The sequence below is a fragment of the Tabrizicola flagellatus genome (assembly GCF_008271465.1).
Taxonomy (GTDB): domain Bacteria; phylum Pseudomonadota; class Alphaproteobacteria; order Rhodobacterales; family Rhodobacteraceae; genus Tabrizicola; species Tabrizicola flagellata.
Map to the genome: position 1 here is coordinate 337466 of NZ_VMDU01000002.1, position 22105 is coordinate 359570.

Genomic DNA, 22105 nt, shown 5'->3' on the forward strand with positions numbered 1-22105 from the left:
AAGCGGCGCGCGTCCCTCGTGCCGCCGCGCAGGCGCAGGCGCTTTTGGGAGAGGAACCACCTGATGACCAATGTCGTAATCGTGTCGGCGGCCCGCACCGCCGTGGGCAGCTTCAACGGATCTTTCGCCAACACGCCGGCGCATGAGCTTGGGGCCGCCGTGATCGAGGCCGTCGTCGCCCGGGCGGGTATCGACAGGGCCGAGGTGGAAGAGACGATCCTCGGACAGGTGCTGACCGCAGGGCAGGGTCAGAACCCGGCCCGCCAGGCACATATCAAGGCCGGCCTGCCGAAGGAGTCGAGCGCCTGGTCGCTGAACCAGGTCTGCGGCTCGGGTCTGCGGGCGGTGGCGCTGGGCGCGCAGCATGTCCAGCTGGGCGATGCGAGGATCGTGGTCGCCGGCGGGCAGGAGAGCATGTCGCTTGCCCCCCACGTCGCGCATCTGCGCGCCGGTCAGAAGATGGGCGACCTGAACTTCATCGACAGCATGATCAAGGACGGGCTCTGGGACGCATTCAACGGCTATCACATGGGCCAGACCGCCGAGAACGTTGCCAACCAGTGGCAGATCAGCCGCGACATGCAGGACGAATTCGCGCTGGCCAGCCAGAACAAGGCCGAGGCCGCGCAGAAGGCCGGCAAGTTCAAGGACGAGATCATCCCGTTCACGGTGAAGACCCGCAAGGGCGACATCGTGGTGGACCAGGACGAATACATCCGCCACGGTGCCACTCTCGACGCGATGCAGAAGCTGAAGCCAGCATTCACCAAGGATGGCTCGGTGACCGCCGGCAATGCGAGCGGCATCAACGACGGTGCCGCGGCCGTGGTGCTGATGAGCGAGGAAGAGGCCGCGAAACGCGGTCTGAAGCCGCTCGCGCGGATCGCCTCCTATGCCACGGCCGGGCTTGACCCCTCGATCATGGGCGTTGGTCCTATCCATGCCAGCCGCAAGGCGCTTGCCAAGGCGGGCTGGAAGGTCGGCGACCTGGACTTGGTCGAGGCGAACGAGGCCTTCGCCGCCCAGGCCTGCGCGGTGAACAAGGACATGGGCTGGGATCCGGCGATCGTGAACGTGAACGGCGGCGCGATCGCCATCGGCCACCCGATCGGCGCCTCCGGGGCACGCATCCTGAACACGCTTCTGTTCGAGATGAGCCGGCGTGGCGCGAACAAGGGTCTGGCGACGCTTTGTATCGGTGGCGGCATGGGTGTCGCCATGTGCCTGGAACGCGCCTGAGCCTTTTCAATCGCAAGTTGGAATCGGGCGCGCAATAATCTTGCGCGCCCGATTTCGTTTCGGTAACAGGATTTCAAGGAATACCACAGTATGCCGGGAGGAGGCAAAATGGCACGGGTTGCACTGGTCACGGGCGGATCGCGCGGCATCGGCGCGGCGATTTCGGTCGCGCTGAAGGCGGCGGGCTACAAGGTGGCGGCGAACTACGCCGGCAACGACGAGGCCGCAGCTGCCTTCACCAGGGAGACCGGTATCCCGACCTACAAGTGGTCGGTCGCCGATTACGGCGCCTGCGCGTCGGGGATCGCGAAGGTCGAGGCCGACCTGGGCCCGGTGGACGTGCTGGTCAACAATGCCGGCATCACCCGCGACGCCATGTTCCACAAGATGACGCCGCAGCAGTGGAAAGAGGTGATCGACACCAATCTGACGGGCTTGTTCAACATGACCCATCCTTTGTGGTCGGGCATGCGCGACCGCAAGTTCGGGCGGGTGATCAACATCAGCTCGATCAACGGTCAGAAGGGGCAGGCGGGCCAGGCCAACTATTCGGCGGCGAAAGCGGGCGACCTCGGCTTTACCAAGGCGCTGGCACAGGAAGGCGCGCGGGCCGGGATCACGGTCAACGCGATCTGCCCGGGCTATATCGCAACGGAAATGGTCAAGGCGATCGACGAGAAGGTGCTGAACGAACGAATCATCCCGCAGATCCCGGTCAGCCGCCTGGGCGAACCGGAAGAGATCGCCCGGATCGTGGTCTTCCTGGCCAGCGACGATGCCGGTTTCATCACCGGATCGACCGTCAGCGCGAACGGCGGGCAGTTCTTCGTCTGATGCCACCTGGCATGGCCTGACATCCTGCCTGGGGCCATCCCGCGGGGTGGCCCTTTTCCTTGCCGGTCCGGGCCGCTAAGCAGGGAGCCTGCAATCGGAGGCGAAGGTGGGCAGGACCCGGGCAACGCTGATCGGCTTTTCCGCCGTCCTGATGTGGGCGCTGCTGGCGCTGTTCACCATCGGCAGCGCGCCGGTGCCGCCCCTGATGCTGAATGCCATCTGCTTTGGCATCGGCGGGCTGATCGGGCTGGCCTGGACGGCGCGGTCGGGCCTTGGCGTGCTGAGGGGCGTCGGCTGGAAGGTCTATGCCTTCGGCACGGCGGGCCTGTTCGGCTATCACCTGCTGTATTTCACCGCCTTCCGTCTGTCGCCCACGGCGGAGACCGGGCTGATCGCCTATCTGTGGCCTCTGTTCATCGTGCTGTTCTCGGGCCTCTTGCCGGGCGAGAAGCTGCGGCCGCTGCATGTGATCGGTGCGCTGATCGCCTTTGCCGGTGCGGCGCTGATCGTGCTGGGGCGCGGGGGAGAGGCGGACGGCTCGACGCTGGGTCTGGTGCTGGCCTTCGGCTGCGCGCTGACCTGGGCGGGCTATTCGGTCTTGTCGCGCCGGCTGGGTGCCGTGCCGACGGAAAGCGTGACCGTGTTCTGCCTGGCCACGGCCGCCTTGTCCCTGCTGGCCCATCTGGCGCTGGAGCAGACGGTCTGGCCGACGGGCACGATGGGCTGGGCGGCGGTGCTGGCCCTGGGCATCGGCCCGGTGGGCGCTGCCTTCTTCACCTGGGACATCGGGATGAAGCGGGGCGACATACAGTTACTGGGCGTGGCAAGCTATGCGGCGCCGCTGCTGTCAACCCTCGCGCTGATCCTTGCCGGCATTGCCCGGCCGACATGGACCATCGCGCTTGCGGCAGTCCTGATTGCCGGGGGCGCGGCGCTGGCCGCCCGGGCCAGCGCCGGAAAGGGCTAATGGCTCAGCCGCTCGATTTCCTCTTTGAGGCGAAGCTTCTGCTTTTTCAGATCCGCGATCTTCAGGGCATCCGTTCCGGGGCTGCGCTGGGCCTGTTCGACCATCTCGGACAGAGTTTCGTGCTTCTTGCGCAGTTCCACCAGATGCGATGCGATCGTCATGGTCGTCCTCCTGTCAAAGCTGATCACCCTTGAAGTGGACCATGATTGTCGAGTCGTGTCATCCCTTGTTACGGGGATGTGACAGTTTGATACGGAAAATTCAGCGGAAGGCGGCGCACAGCCCGGCGCCATCGCGCAGAACGGCATTGGCGGCGGGGGTATAGCTTTCGCGGTCGCCGTCGTGTGCAGGCCCCGCGTGAATGATGAAGGGCGCAAGCAGCCGGAAAGGCGCGCGCCCCCCCTTGCGGGCCTGGACGATCACGCGCAGCGCCGCCCGGCCCTCCCGCGCGGCCAGCGGCAGGACGGCGGCCGAGCCGAGTTTCGGCGCAAGCGCCGTCAGCACCTCGGGCAGGCCGTCGGTGCCACAGATCAGCGTCAGCCACCCGCCGGGCCGCAGGCGGCGGGTCGCGGCGGCCACCCAGGCCGCAAGCGGGGTTTCGACCTGCATCGCCCGGGCCCGGGCGGCGACGGGCGAAGGGCTGCCGCCAGCGGGGTAGTAGGGCGGGTTGGCGATGACGTGATCAAAATCGCGCCGCACCGGGGCGGGTATCCGGGTCAGGTCGCCCTCGTGGACTTCAAGCGCGATGCCGTTGCGGGCGGCGTTGCGCCGGGCGAGATCGGCATAGGCCGGTTGCAGCTCCAGCCCCGCAAGCGAAAGTCCCGGCACGCGCAGGCCGAGGCAGAGCGCCGCCGCCCCCGCCCCGCAGCCGAGGTCGAGCACGCTTTGCCCCGGTTCGGCCGGACATGCGGCGGCGAGAAGCACGGGGTCTGTCGCGGCGCGGTAACCCTTCCGCGGTTGCAGAAGCCGCAGGCGGCCGCAGAGGAACTTGTCGTCGGAGAGATCCTCGTCGGCGAACATCAGGGCTCGGCCACGATGCCGTTGTCGCACAGGATCGCCCTGGCGCGGAAATGGTCCTGGTCAGCCACCATAAGCCGGCGCGGCAATATGCCAAGGCTGCCGTCCAGGACGCTCATGTGGACGTCCAGGGGAAAGGCCGCTATACCCTCGCCTTCAAGAAGGACCGTGGCAAAGGCGATCACCGTAGGGTCGGTCGTGCGCAGAAGTTCCTTCATGGGATCGGGTTACTCTCGCCGGTCGGGCGGGGCAAGGGCGGCAAGGCATGGACGGGGCGGGCGACAGCGCGGTGCAAGCAAAGGTGACTCCGCAGGACAGGCTGGGCGCCCTGCTGGCCGAGGACATGGCGGCAGTGAACGCGCTGATCCGCGAGCGGATGGCCAGCGAGCATGCGCCGCGCATCCCCGAGGTGACGGCACATCTGGTCGAGGCCGGCGGCAAGCGGCTGCGGCCCCTGCTGACGCTGGCCGCGGCGCGGATGCTGGGCTATGCGGGCGGCGATCACGTCAAGCTGGCCGCGACGGTGGAGTTCATCCATACCGCCACGCTCTTGCACGACGATGTGGTGGACGAAAGCCAGCGCCGCCGCGGGCGGCCCACGGCGAACCTCTTGTGGGACAACAAGTCCAGCGTGCTGGTGGGCGACTACCTCTTTTCCCGCAGTTTCCAGCTGATGGTGGAAACCGGCAACCTGCGGGTGCTGGATATCCTCGCCAATGCTTCGGCCACCATCGCCGAGGGCGAGGTGCTGCAACTGACCGCCGCGCAGGATCTGCGCACAGACGAGGGCATCTATCTGAAGGTGGTGCGCGGCAAGACGGCGGCCCTGTTCGCGGCGGCGACCGAAGTTGGCGGGATCATCGCCGGGGCGCCGGAGGCAGTGGTCAGGGCGCTGCGCGACTATGGCGACGCGCTGGGCATCGCCTTCCAGATCGCGGACGACATCCTGGACTATGGCGGGTCGGACGCGGTGATCGGCAAGAACACCGGCGACGATTTCCGCGAACGCAAGCTGACCCTGCCGGTCATCAAGGCCGTGGCGAAGGCGGATGCCGAGGAGCGCGCCTTCTGGGAGCGCGTGATCGAGAAGGGCGACCAGCGGGACGGAGATCTGGCGCGGGCGCTGGCGATTCTGCGCCGTCACGATTCGATTGCGGCCAGCCGCGACGCGGCTCTGGCGTGGTCCGCCCGGGCCAAGGCGGCGCTTGTCAACCTTCCCGTGCACGCGCTGCGCGACACTCTGTCAGAGCTTGCAGATTTCGTGGTTCGTCGCCTATCCTGAGACAGGATGTAGAGTCTGATCCGCGAAATGACCGGATTCGGATCATCTTTTGGACAAAGTCTTTGCCTATCCAGGAAGCTTGGCGGGGCGACAGCCTGCGTCGGCGTGCGTGCGGGGTGAGGCTTGGTTTTCATGGTCGCGACCGGGTCGCCGGATGCCGGTTGAGGTCTTGCTAACCGATGCAGTGCAAAGAAAGATGGATGAATCCGGTTAGCTTCCGGGGGTGGAGTGCGGGACATGAAGTTCTTCGACTGGCTGTTTCGTCGGAAATCCAGGGAATCGCGCGGGGCCCGGTTCCCTGGCAGCGAGGCCGAGCAGATCCAGGCCACGAAGGCCGCGATCGACGCGGTCGCCGCGGGCAGCGGGCCGGCGGCAGGCCGGTTCCCCAAGCTGGCCGGCGGTGTCACCGAAGTCCTGACCCAGACCCAGAACAGCGCCGTGGTGGCCAAGGAAGGCCCGGCCCCGGCGGTCAATATCTGGGAGATCGAGGAAGAAGAGGCGCCCGCGCCCGCGCCGACGCCCACCCCTGCGCGCGAGATCGCCTCGGATGCCGGTGCCCGTCGGCGGGCGACCCGGACGAAAACCCGCGTCCTGGGCTTCGAGCCGCAGCCCGCCTCGGTGGTGCCGCTGTTCGACGAGGGCCGGATGGACAACACCATCGAGCCTGGCGACAAGTCGGGCGTGGTGATGTATCCGACCGGCTGGCTGGTGATCAAGGCCGGTCCCGGGCGCGGTGCGGCTTTCCCGGTGATGCGGGGCGTGTCGCAGATCGGCCGCGGGTCGGATCAGACGATCGCGCTCGATTTCGGCGACATGGCGATCTCGCGCCAGCATCATGCGGCCATCGCCTATGACCCGATGACGCACCAGTTCCATCTAGGCCACGGGGGCAAGTCGAACCTCGTGCGGCTGAACGGCAAGCCCCTGCTCTCGACGGCCGTCGTCGGCGACGGTGACGAGATCCAGATCGGCGAGACGACCTTGGTGCTGAAAGTGTTGTGTACAGCCGACTTCAATTGGTCGGCGGTCGACTCCGAAGGGGACGCGGATGATATGGCGATCGCGTGAACCGCGCTATGACGTTGCGTCGGGGATCAGCCAGGGCGCGCGGGACTATCAGGAAGATGCGATAACCGCCGATTTCCCGGTCGGGGCCGAGGCAGGGTTTGTCGTGCTGGCCGACGGCATGGGCGGCCATGCGGCCGGCGACGTGGCGTCCAAGATTGTCCTGACCGAGGTCTTCAGCGAGCTTAAGTTCCATTTCGCGGATGTGGGGGCCTTCGAGGCGCGGGCCCCGGAAATCCTGCGCAGCGTTGCCGACCTGGCGAACGAGACCCTGCGCCAGCATACCCGCACCCACCCCGAGACCGAGGGCATGGGCTCGACGCTGGTGGTGCCGGCGCTGATCGAGAACCGGCTGTGGTGGATCTCGATCGGCGATTCGCCGCTATTCCTGTTCCGGGGCGGCAAGCTGACCCAGTTGAACGAGGACCATTCGATGGCGCCGCAGATCGACTTCATGGTGAAGTCGGGTCTGATGGATCCGGTCGTCGGGGCAAACCATCCCGACCGGAACTGCCTGATCTCGGTGCTGATGGGCACGCGGATCCCCAAGATCGACTGCCCGACCCGGCCCCTGGAGCTGCAGGCAGGCGACATCGTCCTGTGCGCGTCGGACGGGGTGCAGTTCCTGACCGATGCCCAGATCGAGAAGGTGCTGAACCGTTACCGCAAGGCGCGCTCGACCGAAATCGCGGAGCATCTGCTTGAGGAGCTTGAGCGGCTCGACGATCCCGACCAGGACAACATCAGTTTCACCGTGATCAAGGTGAACGACGCCTCGGTCCGGCCCAGGCAGGAACGTCCGCACCGGCCCTCTGCAGCCGTGGCGCGCCCACGGCGTCCGACAACGGCCGCGATCGACCCGGTCGCCGTGCCGATGCCGATGGTGTCTCCAGGCCTTTCCCCTGCAGCTGGTGTGGCCCCCACGGCGAGGCCAAAGGCAGCCACCCCACTGCCCCTGCCCGAGCCGAAGCCGGCGCGCAAGGTCATCGCGGCGGTGCAGGAAAGCCACCCCGACCCGTCGGTTGAGGATTTGTCGCCTGTCCGGTTGCGGCCAAGGCGAGTCACCGTCATAAAGTAAGACATGGCAAACCCGGATGAGGACCTGACAGTCGCCCAGCGGCTTGGCCGCGCACTTGACCGCGGCCTCTTGCCCGCGGGCGGTCCGGCCGAGGCTGCCGAGCGCCTGATCGAGCGCCTGGAACGTCCCGCCCGCCTCGCGCTTCTCGGTCTTCCCGGGTCGGGCAAGTCCTCGATCCTCAACCTTCTCGTCGGGGCGCCCGTGATCCCCGAGACGCTCCGCCTGCCGACGATCATCGTCCAGCACGGCACCACGGCCCGGATGGTCTGCACCCTGACCGACGGCAGCTCGAAGACCCTGCCCGGCAGCAATCTGGCAGATGTCCTGCCGCTGGCCCCTGCCCTGGTGACGGTGGAACTGGACCTTGCGGCGCTGAAGGTCATCAGCCTGCTGGAGGTCTCGGCCGGGCCGATGGAGGCCGAGCAGAAGCGGGCCGCGAACTGGGCCGCCAAGCGCTCGGACATCGTGATCTGGTGCACGACGTCCTATCTGCCGAAGGAGCAGGCAGTCTGGGAAAGCCTGCCCGACGCGGTCAAGGACAACAGTTTCATGTTCCTGACCAAGATCGATCTGCTTGGCAGCAAGCAGTCGGCCGCAGCGATGCATGACCGGGTCGAATTGCGGGCGGGCGAGGAATTCCGGCAGATCCTGTCGGTGTCGGCGAAGGAGGCCCGCGCCGCCGTGCCGCCCGGTGGCCCGGTCAACCGCGAGCTGTTCCGCGAAAGCGGTGCTGCTGCGGTGATTGCGGCCATCAAGACCCGCGTCCAGTCGGGGCGTCGCGCCGACATGGACACCGCCGAACTCCTGCTGGCCCGCCATGTGGAGGCAAGCGAACTGGTCGCGCGCCGCTTTGCCGAGCCTGGCGGCGAGGCAGAGGCCAAGGGCGCGTGGGTCCCGCCGCCCGAGCCCGAGCCTGAACCCGCCCGGCACGAGCCGGTGGTCGAGGCCAGGTCCGACGAGGAGGCGCCGGTAGAGGAGCCGGAGATCGTGTCCAGCGAAGGGCCGGCCGATGCAGCAGAACCGGAGGCCGGTCATGTGCCCGAGCCTGAACCCGAACCCGAATCCAGGCCCGAGCCCGAACCGACGCCCGAACCGGAACCGTCGGGATCGCAAGCCGCCGCGGTGGACGAACCCGAAGACGGCTCGGCCACGCCGCGCAAGCGGTTTGCCGACCGGATAAAGCGCGTGGCTACCGCCGGCGAACCGGCCCCTTCGGCAAAGGTTCCGTTGCGTTCGACCTGGAAATCGAAGGCCGAACTCGAGGCCCAGGCTGCGGCTGCGCCTGACCTCGGGCCAACGGAGAAGTCGCAGCCGCCGTCACGCAGGCCGCGGGCCGGTGTGGCCACTCCGGCCGAGGCGGGCAGTGGCGATGCGCAGCCCGGCAGCCCGGTGCCACCCGTTGTGCCGGAAGCGGAGATCGCCTCCGGCGTGCCGCCCGAGCCCGAGCGCAGCGTCGTTCCGCGCGAGCGTCCGCAGCGAGGGCGACCCCAGGCGCTGACGCCGCGACCGGAGGCGGACGTGGAAGGTGCCAATTCCGAGAGCCCGGCCGGAGCGCGCATCAAGGGCTTTGGCATGGGTCGCAAGGTGGAAGGCCTGGTCCGCGGCGCCCCGCTGCCTGACCTGTCCTCGCTGCGGGCGCGACCGGAAGAACTGGCCGAAGCCGATGAGCCGGAGGGCGAAGAGGCACTCGATCCCGAAGCGGACGAGGCCGCACCGGAGATGCCGGAACGCGAACACGACGAGGACGTTGCCCCGTCGGCCGAAGTGGATGTTCCAGAGGTCGCGGCGTCTCCGTCGCCGGAACCGGAACCCGCCCCGGCCCGGGCGGTCGAGCGGCCGCGGCTGTTCGGACGGGAGGCGCGCCCGCGCCCCTCCGATCCGGGGCCGCCATCCGCCCCCGTGCCGCCCGCCCCCGTGCCGCCGTCCCCGCGCACGGCTCCGGTCACGCGCCTGCCCGCTTCGGCCCGGGCCCGCCCGGCGGCTGCCACACCGCAGCCTGCCCCGCCCGAGCCGGGCGACGCGGCGCTGCTGACTCCGCGGGCGATCATGATGCGCGACCGGCCGTCCGGGGCCGAACAGCCCCCCCCGCGCCGCGAGCGCCCGCGGATCGCCCCTCTGGCCGTCCCGGTCGGCGCGGCGCCCTCCGCCCCGGCGCCGGACACGGGCGCCGATGCGGCGCTAGCGGATCAGGCCGTTGCCCTGATCGTGTCGCGCACCGCAGAGCTTGCGCAGGAGGTCGATCCCGAGGCCAAGGTGCCGGTGGATCTGATTCTCGACCACACCCGCGAGACGAGCGAGCAGTTGATGACCCTGGTGTCGCAGGGGCGGTCCGGGGCGATGCGTCGAATCAACGCCGAGATCGGCGAGGTGCTTGACCTCATCATGTTGATGCAGTTGGAGAAAGGTCACGCACCTGCCGACGATGCGCTGACCCTCCTCTTGCAACTTAGACGCGAACTGGAAACATTGCGCGCCGTGTGACGGCATTGTGAGCGTAGAATCGTCAAGAATGTGCCCAATTGGGACCACTTTCCAAACTTATGACATGATTGCGGGGACTTGTGTCGAATGGTGCTCGAACTAGGTGATTCAGGCCCGCAGGTATGAGGTGATCATGGCACTGGGTGCGGTTGCAGAGAACGCGGACGAACTTGACGGCATCGCCGTCCAGGAGCCCGAGGTTGCGCTGAAACGCAATTTCCCGGGACTGACGCGCATCGCCGACTCCATCAGGCAGTTCGAGGACGTGCTGCGCGATTTCGTGACCATGGCCGACCCGGACACGGCCAAGAAGGTCACCCGGATCATGAGCCAGGTGCGCGAGGTCGAGCCCTCGGTCACCGTTATCGGCCAGATCAAGGCTGGCAAGACCTCGCTTCTGAACGCGATGATCGGCGCGCCGGGGCTTCTGCCCACGGATGTGAACCCCTGGACCTCGGTCGTCACCTCGCTGCACATCAACACGCCCAGCCCCGAGCTGAACGTGAAGGCGAAGTTCAAGTTCTTCGACAACGCCGAATGGGAAAAGCTGGTGTCGAACGGCGGCCGGATCGGCCAGCTGGCGGCACGGGCGGGCGCGGACGACGAGCTGGAGAAGCTGCGCCTTCAGGTCGTGCAGATGCGCGAGAAGGCGCAGGCGCGCCTGGGCCGCAAGTTCGAGATGCTGCTGGGCACCGAGCACCGTTACGGCACGGTGGATGACGCGCTCTTGCGCCGCTATGTCTGCGTGGGCGACGAGGAAACGGGCGGGCCCGAGGCCGGCCGGTTCACCGACATCACCAAGTCGGCCGACCTGTATATCGAGCGCGAGGATTTCCCGATCCAGATGTGCGTGCGCGACACGCCCGGCGTGAACGACACGTTCATGATGCGCGAGCAGATCACGATCAACGCGGTCCGCGACAGCCGGTCCTGTATCGTGGTGCTGTCGGCGCACCAGGCGCTGACCACGATGGACATGGCGCTGATCCGCCTGATCGCCCATCGGCAGAGCCGCGAGATCATCATCTTCGTCAACCGGATCGACGAACTGCCCGATCCGGCCAACCAGGTGCCCGAGATCCACCGCTCGATCCTCGAGACGCTGGAAAAGAACAATGCGCCGCCGGACATCGACATCATCTACGGGTCGGCGCATTGGGCCAACGCGGTGCTGGAAGGCAAGATCGACGAGATGACCGACGACTCGACCGAGTCGGCGATCAACTGGACCCGCGCCGCCTTTGCCGACAAGATGTCGGAATGGACAGCCGAGCAGCTGGTCTGGCATGCCTCGGGCGTGCCGGCGCTTCTGGATGCGCTGGGGCAGCGGATGTACGAAGGCCCGGTGCGCGAGGCGCTGCAGAAATCGGCGCGTCAGGCGCTGAACCTGGCGCAGAGCCTGGATGTCGTCGATCAGGTGCGGATCCTCGAGTCGGAGGGCCAGCTGAACCGGACGATGACGCCGCAGCAGCTGGATGCGGAACTGCGCAAGATCGAGCAGGCGGCGGTGGAGAAGCTGACGCATCTGACGAACAACGTCTGCAAGGATTTCACCAACCGCATCGACCAGAGCTATGAACGCTTCCTCGACCGGGCGACGAACAGCCTGATCGAGCATCTGCAGACCCATGGCGAGGATGCGACCTGGCATTACAGCCCGCTGGGGCTGCGGATGCTTCTGTCCTCCAGCTACCAGGTTGTGCTGAAGAAGATGCACGCCATCGCGGCCGAGGTGAACAACGAGACCGCAGCGCAGATCGCCGATCTTTACGGCAAGACCTTCTCGATCGTGGTCGAGGGCTTCAAGATCGAGACACCGGTGGTGTCCTACATCCCGCCGCCGATCAACCTGGGCCAGACGATCGCGCTGGACCTGCAGGTCAGCTGGTGGAAGGGCTGGTGGCAGCGCCGCCGCGGCTACAAGGCCTTTGCGCAGGATTTCAACAAGCTGATCCGGGCCGAGACCGACCCGATCATCAACGACCTCAAGACCATCCAGATCGGCCTGTTCCGCGAACGCACGCAGTCCACCCTGCGTGACTTCCTGCAGGAGCAGCGCGAGCTTCTGATGAGCGCGCTGGCCAGTTCGGAAATCTCGATGGAAGAGATGAAGGAGCTGTTCGGGGTGAACGCCTGGGAAGACCGGCAGGAATGTCTGGCCTCGATCATGGACGAACTGGCGATCTACGCTGACTGAGTCGCGTAAAGGGTACGAAAGGACCTGAGCAATGCCGCTGACCCGCAAACCCCGCATCGCCATCATGGGCGAGTTCAGTTCGGGCAAGAGCACGCTCTGCAACGTGCTGATGGGGGCAAGGCCGCTCTTGGAAAAGGTGACGGCGACGCAACTGCCGCCGGTCTGGCTGTCCTACGGTCCCGACGATGCCTACACGATGGGTCTGGATGGCCACGCCTACGACCTGGACCTGGCCGAGCTGGAAGATGTCAGCCTCGAGACGACCGAGCATGTCCGCATCTTCATGAAGAGCGATATCCTGCGCTATTGCGACCTGATCGACATGCCCGGGATCTCGGACCCGTCGATGTCGTCGGAAGTGTGGGAGCGGATGGCGCATCTGGCCGATGGCGTCTTGTGGTGCACCCATGCAACCCAGGCCTGGCGGCAGTCGGAATCCGGCGTCTGGTCCACCTTCCCGAAGGAAATGCGCGCCAACAGCCTGCTTCTGGTGACGCGCTTCGACAAGATCCTCGGCGACAAGGACCGCGCCAAGGTCATCAAGCGGGTCCGCCAGGAAACCGAGGGCCTGTTCGCCGACGTCTTCCCGGTGTCGCTGTTGCAGGCGATGCGGGCGGGTGAGGACGAGGGCCTGTGGATCGAGAGCGGCGCCGACGCCTTCACCAAGGCGCTGTTCGAGATCGTCCACCGCATCATCGACGAGGGTCATCCCGAACCGGGCGACGAAGGCAAGCCGGCGATCAAGGCGGATCCCGCGGACGAGGACGAAGTGGGCCAGAGCCTGATCGCGCAGACCTTCGAACGGCTGACAGCGATCCGCAACACACCGGTGGTGCGCGTCATGCCGCGCCGCGTCGCCGTCAAGGACGAGGAGCGTCTCTTGCGCACCGAACGTCCCGCGCCGGAACATGGCCCGACCCTGGTCACCTTTGCTGACCACATCGTCGGCACAGAAGACCTGCCGGTGGGGCGCGCCAAGAGTTCATGATAGGAAGGGGCTGACCGGGTGAGCGTTGCGGAAAGTCTCGGGGCGGTGGTGAAAGCCTTTCCGCAGGCCAAGCTTGTGGCCTTCGCCGACCTGTCCGCGCGCATGATCCTGACCAGCGCCGGCCCGATGATGATGACGCAGGAGCACCTGGATCGGCTGTGCGACCAGGCCCGCAGCAGCTTTGACGACCCGATGTTCTCGCTGTGCGTCGGGGCTTTCGGGGAACCCAACGCCGCGATGCTGCTGGGGCCGGCAAACCTGCGTCTGTTCCTGCGATCCGAGGTGGAGCCGGCCGACGCCCTGTGCTGCATCTGCGATCCCGGCATTGACCTTGCCGCTTTTGTGACGAAAATTCGCGAAACGCTTGAAAGCATCACCCATGACGGGTGACCGGGCGGGTGACTGGGGCCGCGGATAACCTTGAACAAGGGCACAGTTCCGATCATCGCACGTCTGCACAGCCTGCAGGCGCCGGTTCGCGTGATGTCGGGCGGCGCGCGCGTGATCGCCGAGGCCGGCGATCGCAACCCGGTCGCACATCTGCTGCGCGAGGCGAACGAGACGATGCTGGCCCGGTCGCTGGAGTTCCGTTCCTCTGCCGGTCCCTCGTTGACGCTGGACGTGGCCGGTCGCCGGGTTTTGCGCCTGACCGCCTGCCATGGCCTGCCGGGGGCGGAAGCCTGCCTCGGCGTCGAGGTCCTCGAGGACGAGCACAAGGATGACCTGATCAAGCTGCTGCAGGCCGTTGCGGCCCCAAGGCAGGAGCTTCGTGTCGTCACGGGGCCGGTCAGCCGGGAGGGGTCCGAGGTCAGCGTCGGCCTGCCGGTCGCGTTGCTGGCGGATCTCATGCTGATCGACCTGAACGTGACCGGGCCGGACAACGTGCCGGAAGAGGCGGAAGAGTACTTCGAGCCCAAGGAGACGCCTGCGGTGCGTCTGTCCGGCGCCGGGATCGAGGACTTCGCCGCTGCGATCGGCTCGCCGCTGATCGCCTGGCTGGTCCGCCGCAGCGACGGAGAGGCCACGAGCGACGGGCCCGAGGACATGGTCTCGCATCTGCAAGCCTTCCTGGAAGACGAAAGCGAAGCGGTTGTGCGGCAGCTGGATCTGGTGTCTGCCGCTCCGGGTGACCCGGCCTGCCTGATGCTGGGGGTGACCCTGATCGACGGTCACGGCATCCTGTGTGCCCGGCTGGAGGACAGCCTGCTGCTGGGCGTGGTCGCGGGGGACGGCACGCAGACGGTGCTGACGGCCTGGCGCAGCCTCATGGCCTGAGCCGCCGCTGCGGCGGGATTGTGGAAATTCCCTAAAAGCCAACCGGTTAAGGTCGTGTAAGGCTTGGCCATGCTATCACCGGTCCCGGGTGAACGACTTGGGTGATGTGGGATGGCAGCGCAAGGCAATGCGGCGCCGGTCATCATCAAGCGGAAGAAGGTTGCGGGTGGCGGGGGCCACCACGGCGGGGCCTGGAAAGTGGCCTACGCCGACTTCGTGACTGCCATGATGGCATTCTTTCTCTTGATGTGGCTGCTGAACGCGACAACGGAAAAGCAACGCAAGGGAATCTCGGACTACTTCAATCCGACGATCCCGGTGAACCGGATTTCGGGTGGCGGAGACGGAGCCTTCGGTGGCAACAGCGTCTTCGCCGAAGAGACGATGGCCCATACCGGCACGGGCGCAGTGGACCGCAAGAGCGCTGCGGCCTCTGCGACCGAGGCCGGCGAGGATACCGGAAAAGGCGCAGCCGGCGATGGCCGCGCCATGTCCGAGTTGCAGGATGTGGAACAGGCCCTGCTTGCCCGCGGTGGCGAAAGCAACACGATGGAGCGGCTCTTGCGCCATGTGGTGACGCGCATCACCGATGAGGGCCTGGTGATCGAACTCTACGATCTGCCTGACGCGCCGCTTTTCGTGGGCGAAACGGCTGAACCCTCCCCGGTGGCCAGGGCTCTGGCCGAGCTTTTGGCCGATGTCCTGAACCTGACCACCAACGAGATTGCGGTCAGCGGGCACCTGCGCGCGCATCCGGTCACCCTGATCGACAATCCGGTCTGGACCCTGTCGGCCTTGCGGGCCCAGGAGACGCGGCGGATGCTGGAGACGGCGGGGCTTGACCCGGAACGGATGCAGCGCGTCTCGGGCCATGCCGACCGCAAGCCGGCGGTGTCGGACCCGACTGCAGTCCGCAACAACCGGGTGGAGGTCATCCTGCTGCGCCGCGACCGATAATCCGTCGAATTTTAACCGTTAGGCCGATGTTAAGCCGCCTGGATGCAGCCTTGACCGGCACAGGAGTCGAAGCAGCAGAAAGGCGCTTTCCATGACGATTTCCTCTTCGCTCAGCGCGGGCGTGGCCGGGCTCAACGCGAACGCGACGCGGCTGGCGTCGATCTCGGACAACATCGCGAACTCGGGCACCTACGGCTACAAGCGCGCCTCGACCGATTTCACCAGCATGGTGATCACCTCGTCACGGGGCGCGGGCACCTATTCCGCGGGCGGTGTCCGGGCCTCGACGGTGCGGCTGATCGACGAACGCGGCGATCTTGTCGGAACCGGCAACCCGCTTGATCTTGCCATCGCCGGGCGGGGCATGTTGCCGGTCATCAACGAGGTGTCGCTGGGCAACGCGCTGTCGGACACTCCGCTCCTGATGACCCGCACCGGCAGCTTCCGAACCGATGCGGACGGCGTGTTGAAGACCGATTCCGGCCTGGTGCTGCTGGGCTGGCCGGCCAATGCCGATGGCACCATCCCGTCCAACCCGCGCGACACCATTTCAGGCCTGGTGCCGATCGTGATCAATACCAACCAGACGGCTGGCGATCCGACCACGACGATGAACCTCGGGGTGAACTTGCCGGCGACCTATACCGTCGCTGGCTCGACCGCGGTGCCGCCGCCCCTTTCGGTGGAATATTTCGGCAACCTCGGCACCTCCGAGGCGCTGGAAATCACCTTTGTCCCGATCGTTCCGGCCACCGGATCCTCGAACCAGTGGACGATGCAGATCCGCGACAGTGCGGGCGGCGGCAACCTGATCGGAGAGTACAACCTGACCTTCGACGATTCGCGGGGGGCAGGCGGCACGCTGGCCTCGGTGACGGTGGTGTCGGGCGGGGCCTACAACCCGGCCGACGGCACGCTTGCGTTGACCGTGGCGGGCGGGCCGATGACCGTGGGCATCGGCCGCCTGGGCGACCCGAACGGGTTGACCCAGCTGTCGGACAACTTCGCTCCGGTCTCGATCACCAAGAACGGCTCGCCGGTCGGCAACCTGACCACGGTCGAGGTGGACGAGAAGGGCTATGTCAATGCCACCTACGACACCGGCTTCACCCGCAGGCTCTACCAGATCCCGCTGGTCGACGTGCCGAACCCCAACGGGCTTCTGTCGCTGTCGAACCAGACCTACCAGGTCTCGCCCGAGTCGGGGTCGTTCTTCCTGTGGGACGCGGGCTCCGGGCCGACCGGGTCGATCCAGGGCTATTCGCGCGAGGGGTCGAAAACCGATGTGGCGGCGGAACTGACCAGTCTGATCCAGACCCAGCGCGCCTATTCCTCGAACGCCAAGGTGATCCAGACGGTGGACGAGATGCTGCAGGAAACCACCAACATCAAGCGGTGATAGGCGATGAGCGTCACCTCCGCCCTTGCCGGAGCCCTGTCGGGCCTCTCGGCCACCTCGCGCCAGGCCGAGATCCTGTCGTCCAACGTGGCCAATGCCACCACGCCCGGCTATGCCCGCCGCCAGGTCGGCCTGTCGGCGGCGGTGCTGGCCGGGACCGGGCAGGGCGTGCAGGTGACGGGCGTGATCCGCGATGTCGACCGGCATCTGCTGGGCGAACGGCGGCTTGCCCAGGCCGGTGGCGGCGATCGGGACATCCGGGCTGCCTTCTTCTCGCGGCTGGAAAAGGCGGTCGGCACGCCGGACAGCGCGGGCTCGCTGGCGGCCAGGCTGGCGGCCTTCGATCAGGCCCTGATCGAGGCCGCCGGACGCCCGGAGTCGCAGACGCGGCTTGGCGCGATCGCGACCACGGCAAGGTCTCTGGCCGACGGCCTGGCATCGGCCACGCGCGACATCCAGGCGGCCCGCGCGACCGCCGACCGCCAGATCGGCGAGGAGGTCGGCAAGCTCAACCATGCCCTCACCCAGTTGCACGAGATCAACGTCAACCTGCGGTCCTTCACCGGCGCGGGGCGCGATGTGTCGGCGCTTCTGGACGAGAGGCAGCGGCTGATCGACCAGGTTTCGGCGATCGTTCCCTTGCGCGAGGTTCCGCGCGACCTGAACCAGATCGCGCTCTTCACCGTCGGCGGAGCCCCCCTCCTGGACGGGTCGCCCGCGGTCATCGGCTTTTCGCCGACCCACACCATAACGCCCGAGATGACGCAGACCGCGGGCGGGCTGTCGGGCATCACGATCAACGGTCGGCCCTATGACACCGAAGGTTCGGCAAGTCCGATCCTCGGGGGCACGCTGGGGGCGCTGTTCGCAGTCCGGGACACTCTGGCCGTGGAGGCGCAGGGCAAGCTCGACGCCGTGGCGCGCGACCTTGTCGAGCGCTTTGCCGCCGCCGGGCTGGATCCGACACGCGCCCCGGGCGATCCCGGCCTCTTCACCGACGCCGGCCTGGCCTTCAACCCCTTGAACGAGGTCGGCCTGGCCGGCCGGTTGCGGCTGAACGGGCAGGCCGATCCCGCGCAGGGCGGCGCGCTTTACCGGTTGCGCGACGGTCTGGGCGCTGTTGCCGAAGGGCCGCCCGGCAACGGAACGCTGCTTGCCGCGCTGCATGCTGCCCTCACCGATGCGCAGCCGCTGTCATCTTCGGGTTTCACGGCGGGGTCGCGCAGCTTTGCTGCTCTGGCCGGAGACCTTATGTCCGACATCTCTGCCGGCCGGCTTTCGGCGCAGTCGGAGCAGAGTTTCGCGGCGGCCAAGCTGACCGCCCTGACCGATCTCGAAGCCCAGAACGGCATCGATACCGACCGCGAGATGCAGGAGCTTCTGGTGATCGAGAAGAATTATGCCGCGAACGCCAAGGTCATCCAGGCGGTGGCCGAGATGATCGACACCCTGATCAGGCTGGGGGCGTGATGCGGGTCTCGGTTGGCGACGCAAGCCTGACGAACATCCTGGCCCGCCAGGGGGCGGAGCTGCGCGCCCAGGTCCAGCGCGCCGCGCAGGAGGTGGCGACCGGGCGGCATGCCGACATAGGCCAGGCCCTGCGCGGGGATTTCTCGCCGCTCCTCGCCGTCGATGCGAGCCTGGCGCGGCTTGCGGCCTTCAAGTCCACGGCGGCCGATGCGGCCTTTCAGGTGGCGGCGCAACAGGCGTCGATCCAGGGCCTGTCGCAACTGGCCAGCGGAATCTCAAGCGCGCTGATGGGCGCGCGCGATGTGGCGACCCCGGCACAGATCGACACGCTTGCAGCCGATGCGCGCGGACGCCTCGCCTCGGCGGTCGGGTTGTTGAACGCCCAGGCATCGGGGCGCGCGGTATTTTCCGGCCAGGCAACCGGAACCCCGCCGCTGGGTCCGGTCGAGGACCTGCTGGCCGAGCTCGAGACGGCGGCCGCCGGTGCGACGACCGCGGGACAGGTCGCAGCTGCGGTCACGACCTGGTTCGCGAATCCGCTGGGTTTCGGCGCCTTCTACCAGGGCGGCCCGGCACTGACGCCCGTGCCTGTGGCGCCCGACGAGACGGCCGAGGTCTCGACCACCGCCATGGATCCGGCGATCCGGGATACCCTCTCCGGCCTTGCGATGGCGGCCCTTCTCGACCGGGGTGTGCTGGCCGGAGACCCAGGCGAACGTGCCCGGCTGGCCGCGACCGCCGGCCAGGAGCTGCTGCGCGGCGAGGACGCGCGGATCACGCTTCAGGCCCGGATCGGCGCGGTCGAGGCGCAGATCGAAAGCGCCCGCACCCGCAACGGGGCCGAGGAGACCGCGCTTGGCATCCTGCGATCCGAGACCGGCTCGGTCGATCCCTACGAGGCGGCGACCCGGCTGGAGACGATCCGGACGCAGCTGGAGTCGCTCTACCTTGTCACCGCCCGCGTCTCGCGCCTCAGCCTTACGGAGTATCTGAGATGATACGCTTCTTCCTGGCCATATGCCTTCTGGCGACCTCGGCCCTGGCCGAACCGATACGGATCAAGGACCTGGTCGAGTTCGACGGCGTGCGCGGCAACGACCTGGTGGGCTATGGCCTGGTGGTCGGCCTGAACGGCACCGGCGACGGGCTTCGAAACGCGCCCTTCACCGAGGAGATCATGGCCAACCTGCTGGAACGGCTGGGCGCCAATGTCACGGGAGAGGAGTTCCGGCCGAAGAACGTGGCCGCGGTCTTCGTGACCGCGCAACTGCCTCCCTTTGCCCGGTCGGGATCGCGGATCGACGTGACGGTCTCGGCCATCGGCGACGCGAAGAGCCTCTTGGGCGGGACGCTGGTGATGACGCCGCTGAACGGGGCGGACGGGCAGATCTACGCGGTAGCGCAAGGCACGATCATCGCGGGCGGCGTGTCGGCGACGGGCCAGGCGGCCAGCGTGACCCAGGGGGTGCCCACCGCAGGGGTGATCCCATCCGGCGCGCGGGTGGAGCGGGAGGTGGACTTCGACTTCACCGGCCTGTCGGTGCTGCGGCTGGCGTTGAAGGCGGCCGATTTCACCACGGCGGAACGGATCGAACGTGCGGTCAATGCCGAGTTCGGTCGTCGCGTCGCGCAGATGCAGGATTCGGGCACGGTGGCGGTGGATATCGGCGCGACCGGCATGGAGTCGCCCGCGCATGTGTTGGCGCGGATCGAACGGATCCCGGTCGAGCCCGAGACGCGGGCGCGCGTGGTGGTGGACCAGCGGTCCGGGACGATCGTGATGGGGGCGGACGTGCGGATCAGTCGCGTCGCGGTGGCGCAGGGCAACCTGACGCTGCGCGTCGAGGAAAGCCCGCTGGTCGTCCAGCCCAATCCCTTTGCCGAGGGCGAAACGGTCGTGGTGCCGCGGTCCAATGCCTCGATCGGCAAGACCGGGACCGGGCTTGCCGAGATCAGTGGCGGAACCGATCTGGCCGAGGTCGTGGCCGGGCTGAACGCGCTGGGCGTGGCGCCGCACGACATGATCGACATCCTGAAGAGCATCAATGCCGCCGGCGCGCTGCATGCCGAGTTCGTGGTGAACTGATCCGTTTGAACCGAGCGGCGGGACCGCTGATCCCGCGGGGATCTCCGGTCAGCGCCGGCATTGACCCTGGATGTCAGCGAGGAGTGCCTGAAAGGCATCGACGAGCCTCCCGGCGCCGGGCCGCGCGTCGGGACGGCCGGAGTTGACCCTGCGGGGGAGCGGGCGTAAGCGGGATGGCAACCCCGGAGCAAAGCCAGACACGAGCATTCCCTTGGCCATTCACCTGCACCAGAACGACCTTCCCGACGGGCTGGCCCTTGGCCCGGTCGTCGCCATCGACACCGAGACCATGGGCCTTGACCCGCGCCGCGACCGGCTTTGCGTGGTGCAACTGTCGGACGGCAACGGCGATGCGCATCTGGTGCAGATCGCCCGGGGCCAGACCCGGGCGCCGAACCTGGAACGGCTTCTGACCGATCCGGCGGTGCTGAAGCTCTTCCACTACGGCCGGTTCGACATCGCGGTGATGAAGCGCGCCTTCGGGGTGACCACGGCGCCGGTCTGGTGCACCAAGATCGCCTCGAAGCTGGTGCGCACCTTCACCGACCGGCACGGGCTGAAATACCTGCTGGCCGATCTGGTCGGCGTCGATGTCTCGAAGCAGCAGCAGACCAGCGACTGGGGCGCCGAGGTGCTGACCGAGGCGCAGAAGGACTATGCCGCCTCGGACGTGCTCTACCTGCACCAGTTGAAGGCCGAGCTCGAGGTGCGACTGATCCGTGAGGGCCGGCTGGAGCTGGCCGAGCGGCTGTTCGCCTTCCTGCCGACCCGGGCCGAGCTGGACCTTCTGGGCTGGGAAGACGCCAATGACATCTTCCTCCACTGACCCCCTTGCCACCGGCCGCCGGGTCGTCCGCCGCGAGGCGGAGGCGCTGGAGCGGTTGGCCGGGTCGCTGGACGACAGTTTCGGCCGCGCCGTCGCGCTCTTGATGCAGGCCGAGGGGCGGGTCATCGTCTCGGGCATGGGCAAGTCGGGCCATGTCGCGCGCAAGATCGCGGCCACCTTCGCCTCGACCGGCACGCCGGCGCATTTCGTCCATCCGGCCGAGGCAAGCCACGGCGATCTGGGCATGGTGGCGCAGGGTGACGTGCTGCTGGTCCTGTCGAATTCGGGCGAGACGCCGGAACTGGCCGATCTCCTCGCCCATGCCAAGCGCTTTTCCATCCCGATGATCGCGATCTCGTCGCGTCCGGGATCGACGGTGATGCGGCAGGCCACGGTGGGCCTGCTTCTGCCCGAGGTGCCCGAGGCCTGCGAGAAGGGCATCGTGCCCACCACCTCGACCACGATGACGCTGGCGCTGGGCGACGCGCTGGCCATCGCGCTGATGGAGCATCGCGCCTTCACGCCCGAACATTTCCGCATGTTCCACCCCGGCGGCAAGCTGGGCGCGCGGCTGTTGAAGGTGCGCGACCTGATGCACGCCGACCCGCCGCTGGTGCCCGAGACCCTGGCGATGGGCGAGGTTCTGGTCGAGATCACGCGCCGCGGCTTCGGGGTCGTGGGGGTCACGGATGCGGCGGGCGATCTGGCCGGCATCATCACCGACGGCGACCTGCGCCGGCACCTGGAGGGGCTGATGCTGCACCGCGCGGGCGAGGTGATGACCCGTGATCCGCGGACCATCGGCCCGGATGCCCTGGCCGGCGAGGCGCTGGCCCTGATGAACGACCGCAAGATCACCTGCCTTCTGGTGACCGAACCCGGCAGCCGCCGGGCAATCGGCATCCTGCATGTGCATGACTGCCTGCGCGCCGGGGTCGCCTGAC

At 67.5% G+C, this 22105-nt stretch carries 21 protein-coding genes; 18 read left to right on the top strand and 3 right to left on the bottom strand.

All coding sequences use genetic code 11. The features are described from left to right. The first annotated feature begins 63 nt into the window (after positions 1-63). From FL625_RS04780 to yddG, 3 genes are all read left to right on the top strand, one after another. Complete coding sequence (locus tag FL625_RS04780) at positions 64-1239, top strand: acetyl-CoA C-acetyltransferase (RefSeq protein WP_149587480.1); 1176 nt, start codon at positions 64-66, stop codon at positions 1237-1239. Between the two features lie 108 nt (positions 1240-1347). Next, entirely contained in the window at positions 1348-2073 is a 726-nt protein-coding gene (locus tag FL625_RS04785; RefSeq protein WP_149587481.1) for a beta-ketoacyl-ACP reductase, read from the top strand. Between the two features lie 106 nt (positions 2074-2179). Further along, positions 2180-3040, top strand: a complete 861-nt coding sequence (yddG, locus tag FL625_RS04790) for an aromatic amino acid exporter YddG (RefSeq protein WP_149587482.1) — start codon at positions 2180-2182, stop codon at positions 3038-3040. On the opposite strand, the gene FL625_RS04795 is transcribed toward yddG, so the two are convergent. From FL625_RS04795 to FL625_RS04805, 3 genes are all read right to left on the bottom strand, one after another. Then, positions 3037-3201: a YdcH family protein gene (locus tag FL625_RS04795; protein WP_149587483.1), complete on the bottom strand. Its 165-nt coding sequence runs from the start codon at positions 3199-3201 to the stop codon at positions 3037-3039. The genes yddG and FL625_RS04795 overlap by 4 nt on opposite strands. A 100-nt stretch (positions 3202-3301) precedes the next feature. After that, on the bottom strand, positions 3302-4060 hold the full coding sequence (locus tag FL625_RS04800; RefSeq protein WP_149587484.1) for a tRNA1(Val) (adenine(37)-N6)-methyltransferase: 759 nt from the start codon (positions 4058-4060) through the stop codon (positions 3302-3304). Further along, a complete protein-coding gene (locus FL625_RS04805) occupies positions 4060-4275 on the bottom strand; it encodes a putative signal transducing protein (protein ID WP_149587485.1) in 216 nt (71 codons plus the stop codon). The genes FL625_RS04800 and FL625_RS04805 overlap by 1 nt, the downstream gene beginning before the upstream one ends. Before the next feature lie 47 nt (positions 4276-4322). Between FL625_RS04805 and FL625_RS04810 the strand changes: the two genes are divergently transcribed. The 15 genes from FL625_RS04810 to FL625_RS04880 all read left to right on the top strand — a co-directional run bounded on the left by FL625_RS04810 (position 4323) and on the right by FL625_RS04880 (position 22104). Then, positions 4323-5339 (top strand): polyprenyl synthetase family protein, encoded by a 1017-nt coding sequence (locus FL625_RS04810; protein ID WP_149587486.1) that lies wholly within the window; start codon positions 4323-4325, stop codon positions 5337-5339. A gap of 237 nt (positions 5340-5576) precedes the next feature. After that, positions 5577-6407: an FHA domain-containing protein gene (locus FL625_RS04815; RefSeq protein WP_149587487.1), complete on the top strand. Its 831-nt coding sequence runs from the start codon at positions 5577-5579 to the stop codon at positions 6405-6407. Then, complete coding sequence (locus tag FL625_RS04820) at positions 6388-7482, top strand: PP2C family protein-serine/threonine phosphatase (RefSeq protein ID WP_235019315.1); 1095 nt, start codon at positions 6388-6390, stop codon at positions 7480-7482. The genes FL625_RS04815 and FL625_RS04820 overlap by 20 nt, the downstream gene beginning before the upstream one ends. A gap of 3 nt (positions 7483-7485) precedes the next feature. Beyond that, positions 7486-9963, top strand: a complete 2478-nt coding sequence (locus FL625_RS04825) for a hypothetical protein (protein WP_149587488.1) — start codon at positions 7486-7488, stop codon at positions 9961-9963. A 133-nt stretch (positions 9964-10096) separates the two neighbouring features. Next, positions 10097-12160: a dynamin family protein gene (locus tag FL625_RS04830; RefSeq protein WP_149587489.1), complete on the top strand. Its 2064-nt coding sequence runs from the start codon at positions 10097-10099 to the stop codon at positions 12158-12160. A gap of 31 nt (positions 12161-12191) precedes the next feature. After that, entirely contained in the window at positions 12192-13148 is a 957-nt protein-coding gene (locus FL625_RS04835) for a dynamin family protein (RefSeq protein WP_149587490.1), read from the top strand. A gap of 18 nt (positions 13149-13166) precedes the next feature. After that, positions 13167-13538: a hypothetical protein gene (locus tag FL625_RS04840; protein ID WP_235019316.1), complete on the top strand. Its 372-nt coding sequence runs from the start codon at positions 13167-13169 to the stop codon at positions 13536-13538. Between the two features lie 30 nt (positions 13539-13568). Continuing rightward, positions 13569-14423 (top strand): hypothetical protein, encoded by an 855-nt coding sequence (locus FL625_RS04845; RefSeq protein WP_149587491.1) that lies wholly within the window; start codon positions 13569-13571, stop codon positions 14421-14423. A 111-nt stretch (positions 14424-14534) separates the two neighbouring features. Beyond that, positions 14535-15380 carry a flagellar motor protein MotB gene (locus FL625_RS04850; RefSeq protein WP_149587492.1) on the top strand — a complete coding sequence of 282 codons (846 nt, stop codon included), beginning with the start codon at positions 14535-14537 and terminating at the stop codon, positions 15378-15380. 91 nt (positions 15381-15471) lie between these two features. Then, entirely contained in the window at positions 15472-16779 is a 1308-nt protein-coding gene (locus tag FL625_RS04855) for a flagellar hook protein FlgE (RefSeq protein ID WP_149587493.1), read from the top strand. 6 nt (positions 16780-16785) lie between these two features. Then, positions 16786-18249: a flagellar hook-associated protein FlgK gene (gene flgK, locus FL625_RS04860; protein WP_149587494.1), complete on the top strand. Its 1464-nt coding sequence runs from the start codon at positions 16786-16788 to the stop codon at positions 18247-18249. Continuing rightward, complete coding sequence (locus FL625_RS04865; RefSeq protein ID WP_149587495.1) at positions 18249-19247, top strand: flagellin; 999 nt, start codon at positions 18249-18251, stop codon at positions 19245-19247. The genes flgK and FL625_RS04865 overlap by 1 nt, the downstream gene beginning before the upstream one ends. Next, entirely contained in the window at positions 19244-20335 is a 1092-nt protein-coding gene (locus FL625_RS04870; protein WP_149587496.1) for a flagellar basal body P-ring protein FlgI, read from the top strand. The genes FL625_RS04865 and FL625_RS04870 overlap by 4 nt, the downstream gene beginning before the upstream one ends. A 211-nt stretch (positions 20336-20546) precedes the next feature. Continuing rightward, positions 20547-21161: a ribonuclease D gene (locus FL625_RS04875; RefSeq protein ID WP_149587497.1), complete on the top strand. Its 615-nt coding sequence runs from the start codon at positions 20547-20549 to the stop codon at positions 21159-21161. Next, a complete protein-coding gene (locus FL625_RS04880) occupies positions 21142-22104 on the top strand; it encodes a KpsF/GutQ family sugar-phosphate isomerase (protein WP_149587498.1) in 963 nt (320 codons plus the stop codon). The genes FL625_RS04875 and FL625_RS04880 overlap by 20 nt, the downstream gene beginning before the upstream one ends. Position 22105: the final 1 nt, after the last annotated feature.

Bases quoted from the DNA above. Each gene is read 5' to 3' on its own strand.
- FL625_RS04820 (WP_235019315.1), top strand. From the start codon at position 6,388: ATGATATGGCGATCGCGTGAACCGCGCTATGACGTTGCGTCGGGGATC.
- FL625_RS04865 (WP_149587495.1), top strand. From the start codon at position 18,249: ATGCGGGTCTCGGTTGGCGACGCAAGCCTGACGAACATCCTGGCCCGC.
- FL625_RS04835 (WP_149587490.1), top strand. From the start codon at position 12,192: ATGCCGCTGACCCGCAAACCCCGCATCGCCATCATGGGCGAGTTCAGT.
- FL625_RS04850 (WP_149587492.1), top strand. From the start codon at position 14,535: ATGGCAGCGCAAGGCAATGCGGCGCCGGTCATCATCAAGCGGAAGAAG.
- flgK (WP_149587494.1), top strand. From the start codon at position 16,786: ATGAGCGTCACCTCCGCCCTTGCCGGAGCCCTGTCGGGCCTCTCGGCC.
- FL625_RS04805 (WP_149587485.1), bottom strand. From the start codon at position 4,275: ATGAAGGAACTTCTGCGCACGACCGACCCTACGGTGATCGCCTTTGCC.
- FL625_RS04830 (WP_149587489.1), top strand. From the start codon at position 10,097: ATGGCACTGGGTGCGGTTGCAGAGAACGCGGACGAACTTGACGGCATC.
- FL625_RS04785 (WP_149587481.1), top strand. From the start codon at position 1,348: ATGGCACGGGTTGCACTGGTCACGGGCGGATCGCGCGGCATCGGCGCG.
- FL625_RS04870 (WP_149587496.1), top strand. From the start codon at position 19,244: ATGATACGCTTCTTCCTGGCCATATGCCTTCTGGCGACCTCGGCCCTG.
- FL625_RS04815 (WP_149587487.1), top strand. From the start codon at position 5,577: ATGAAGTTCTTCGACTGGCTGTTTCGTCGGAAATCCAGGGAATCGCGC.
- FL625_RS04880 (WP_149587498.1), top strand. From the start codon at position 21,142: ATGACATCTTCCTCCACTGACCCCCTTGCCACCGGCCGCCGGGTCGTC.
- FL625_RS04810 (WP_149587486.1), top strand. From the start codon at position 4,323: ATGGACGGGGCGGGCGACAGCGCGGTGCAAGCAAAGGTGACTCCGCAG.
- FL625_RS04800 (WP_149587484.1), bottom strand. From the start codon at position 4,060: ATGTTCGCCGACGAGGATCTCTCCGACGACAAGTTCCTCTGCGGCCGC.
- FL625_RS04795 (WP_149587483.1), bottom strand. From the start codon at position 3,201: ATGACGATCGCATCGCATCTGGTGGAACTGCGCAAGAAGCACGAAACT.
- FL625_RS04855 (WP_149587493.1), top strand. From the start codon at position 15,472: ATGACGATTTCCTCTTCGCTCAGCGCGGGCGTGGCCGGGCTCAACGCG.
- FL625_RS04780 (WP_149587480.1), top strand. From the start codon at position 64: ATGACCAATGTCGTAATCGTGTCGGCGGCCCGCACCGCCGTGGGCAGC.
- FL625_RS04825 (WP_149587488.1), top strand. From the start codon at position 7,486: ATGGCAAACCCGGATGAGGACCTGACAGTCGCCCAGCGGCTTGGCCGC.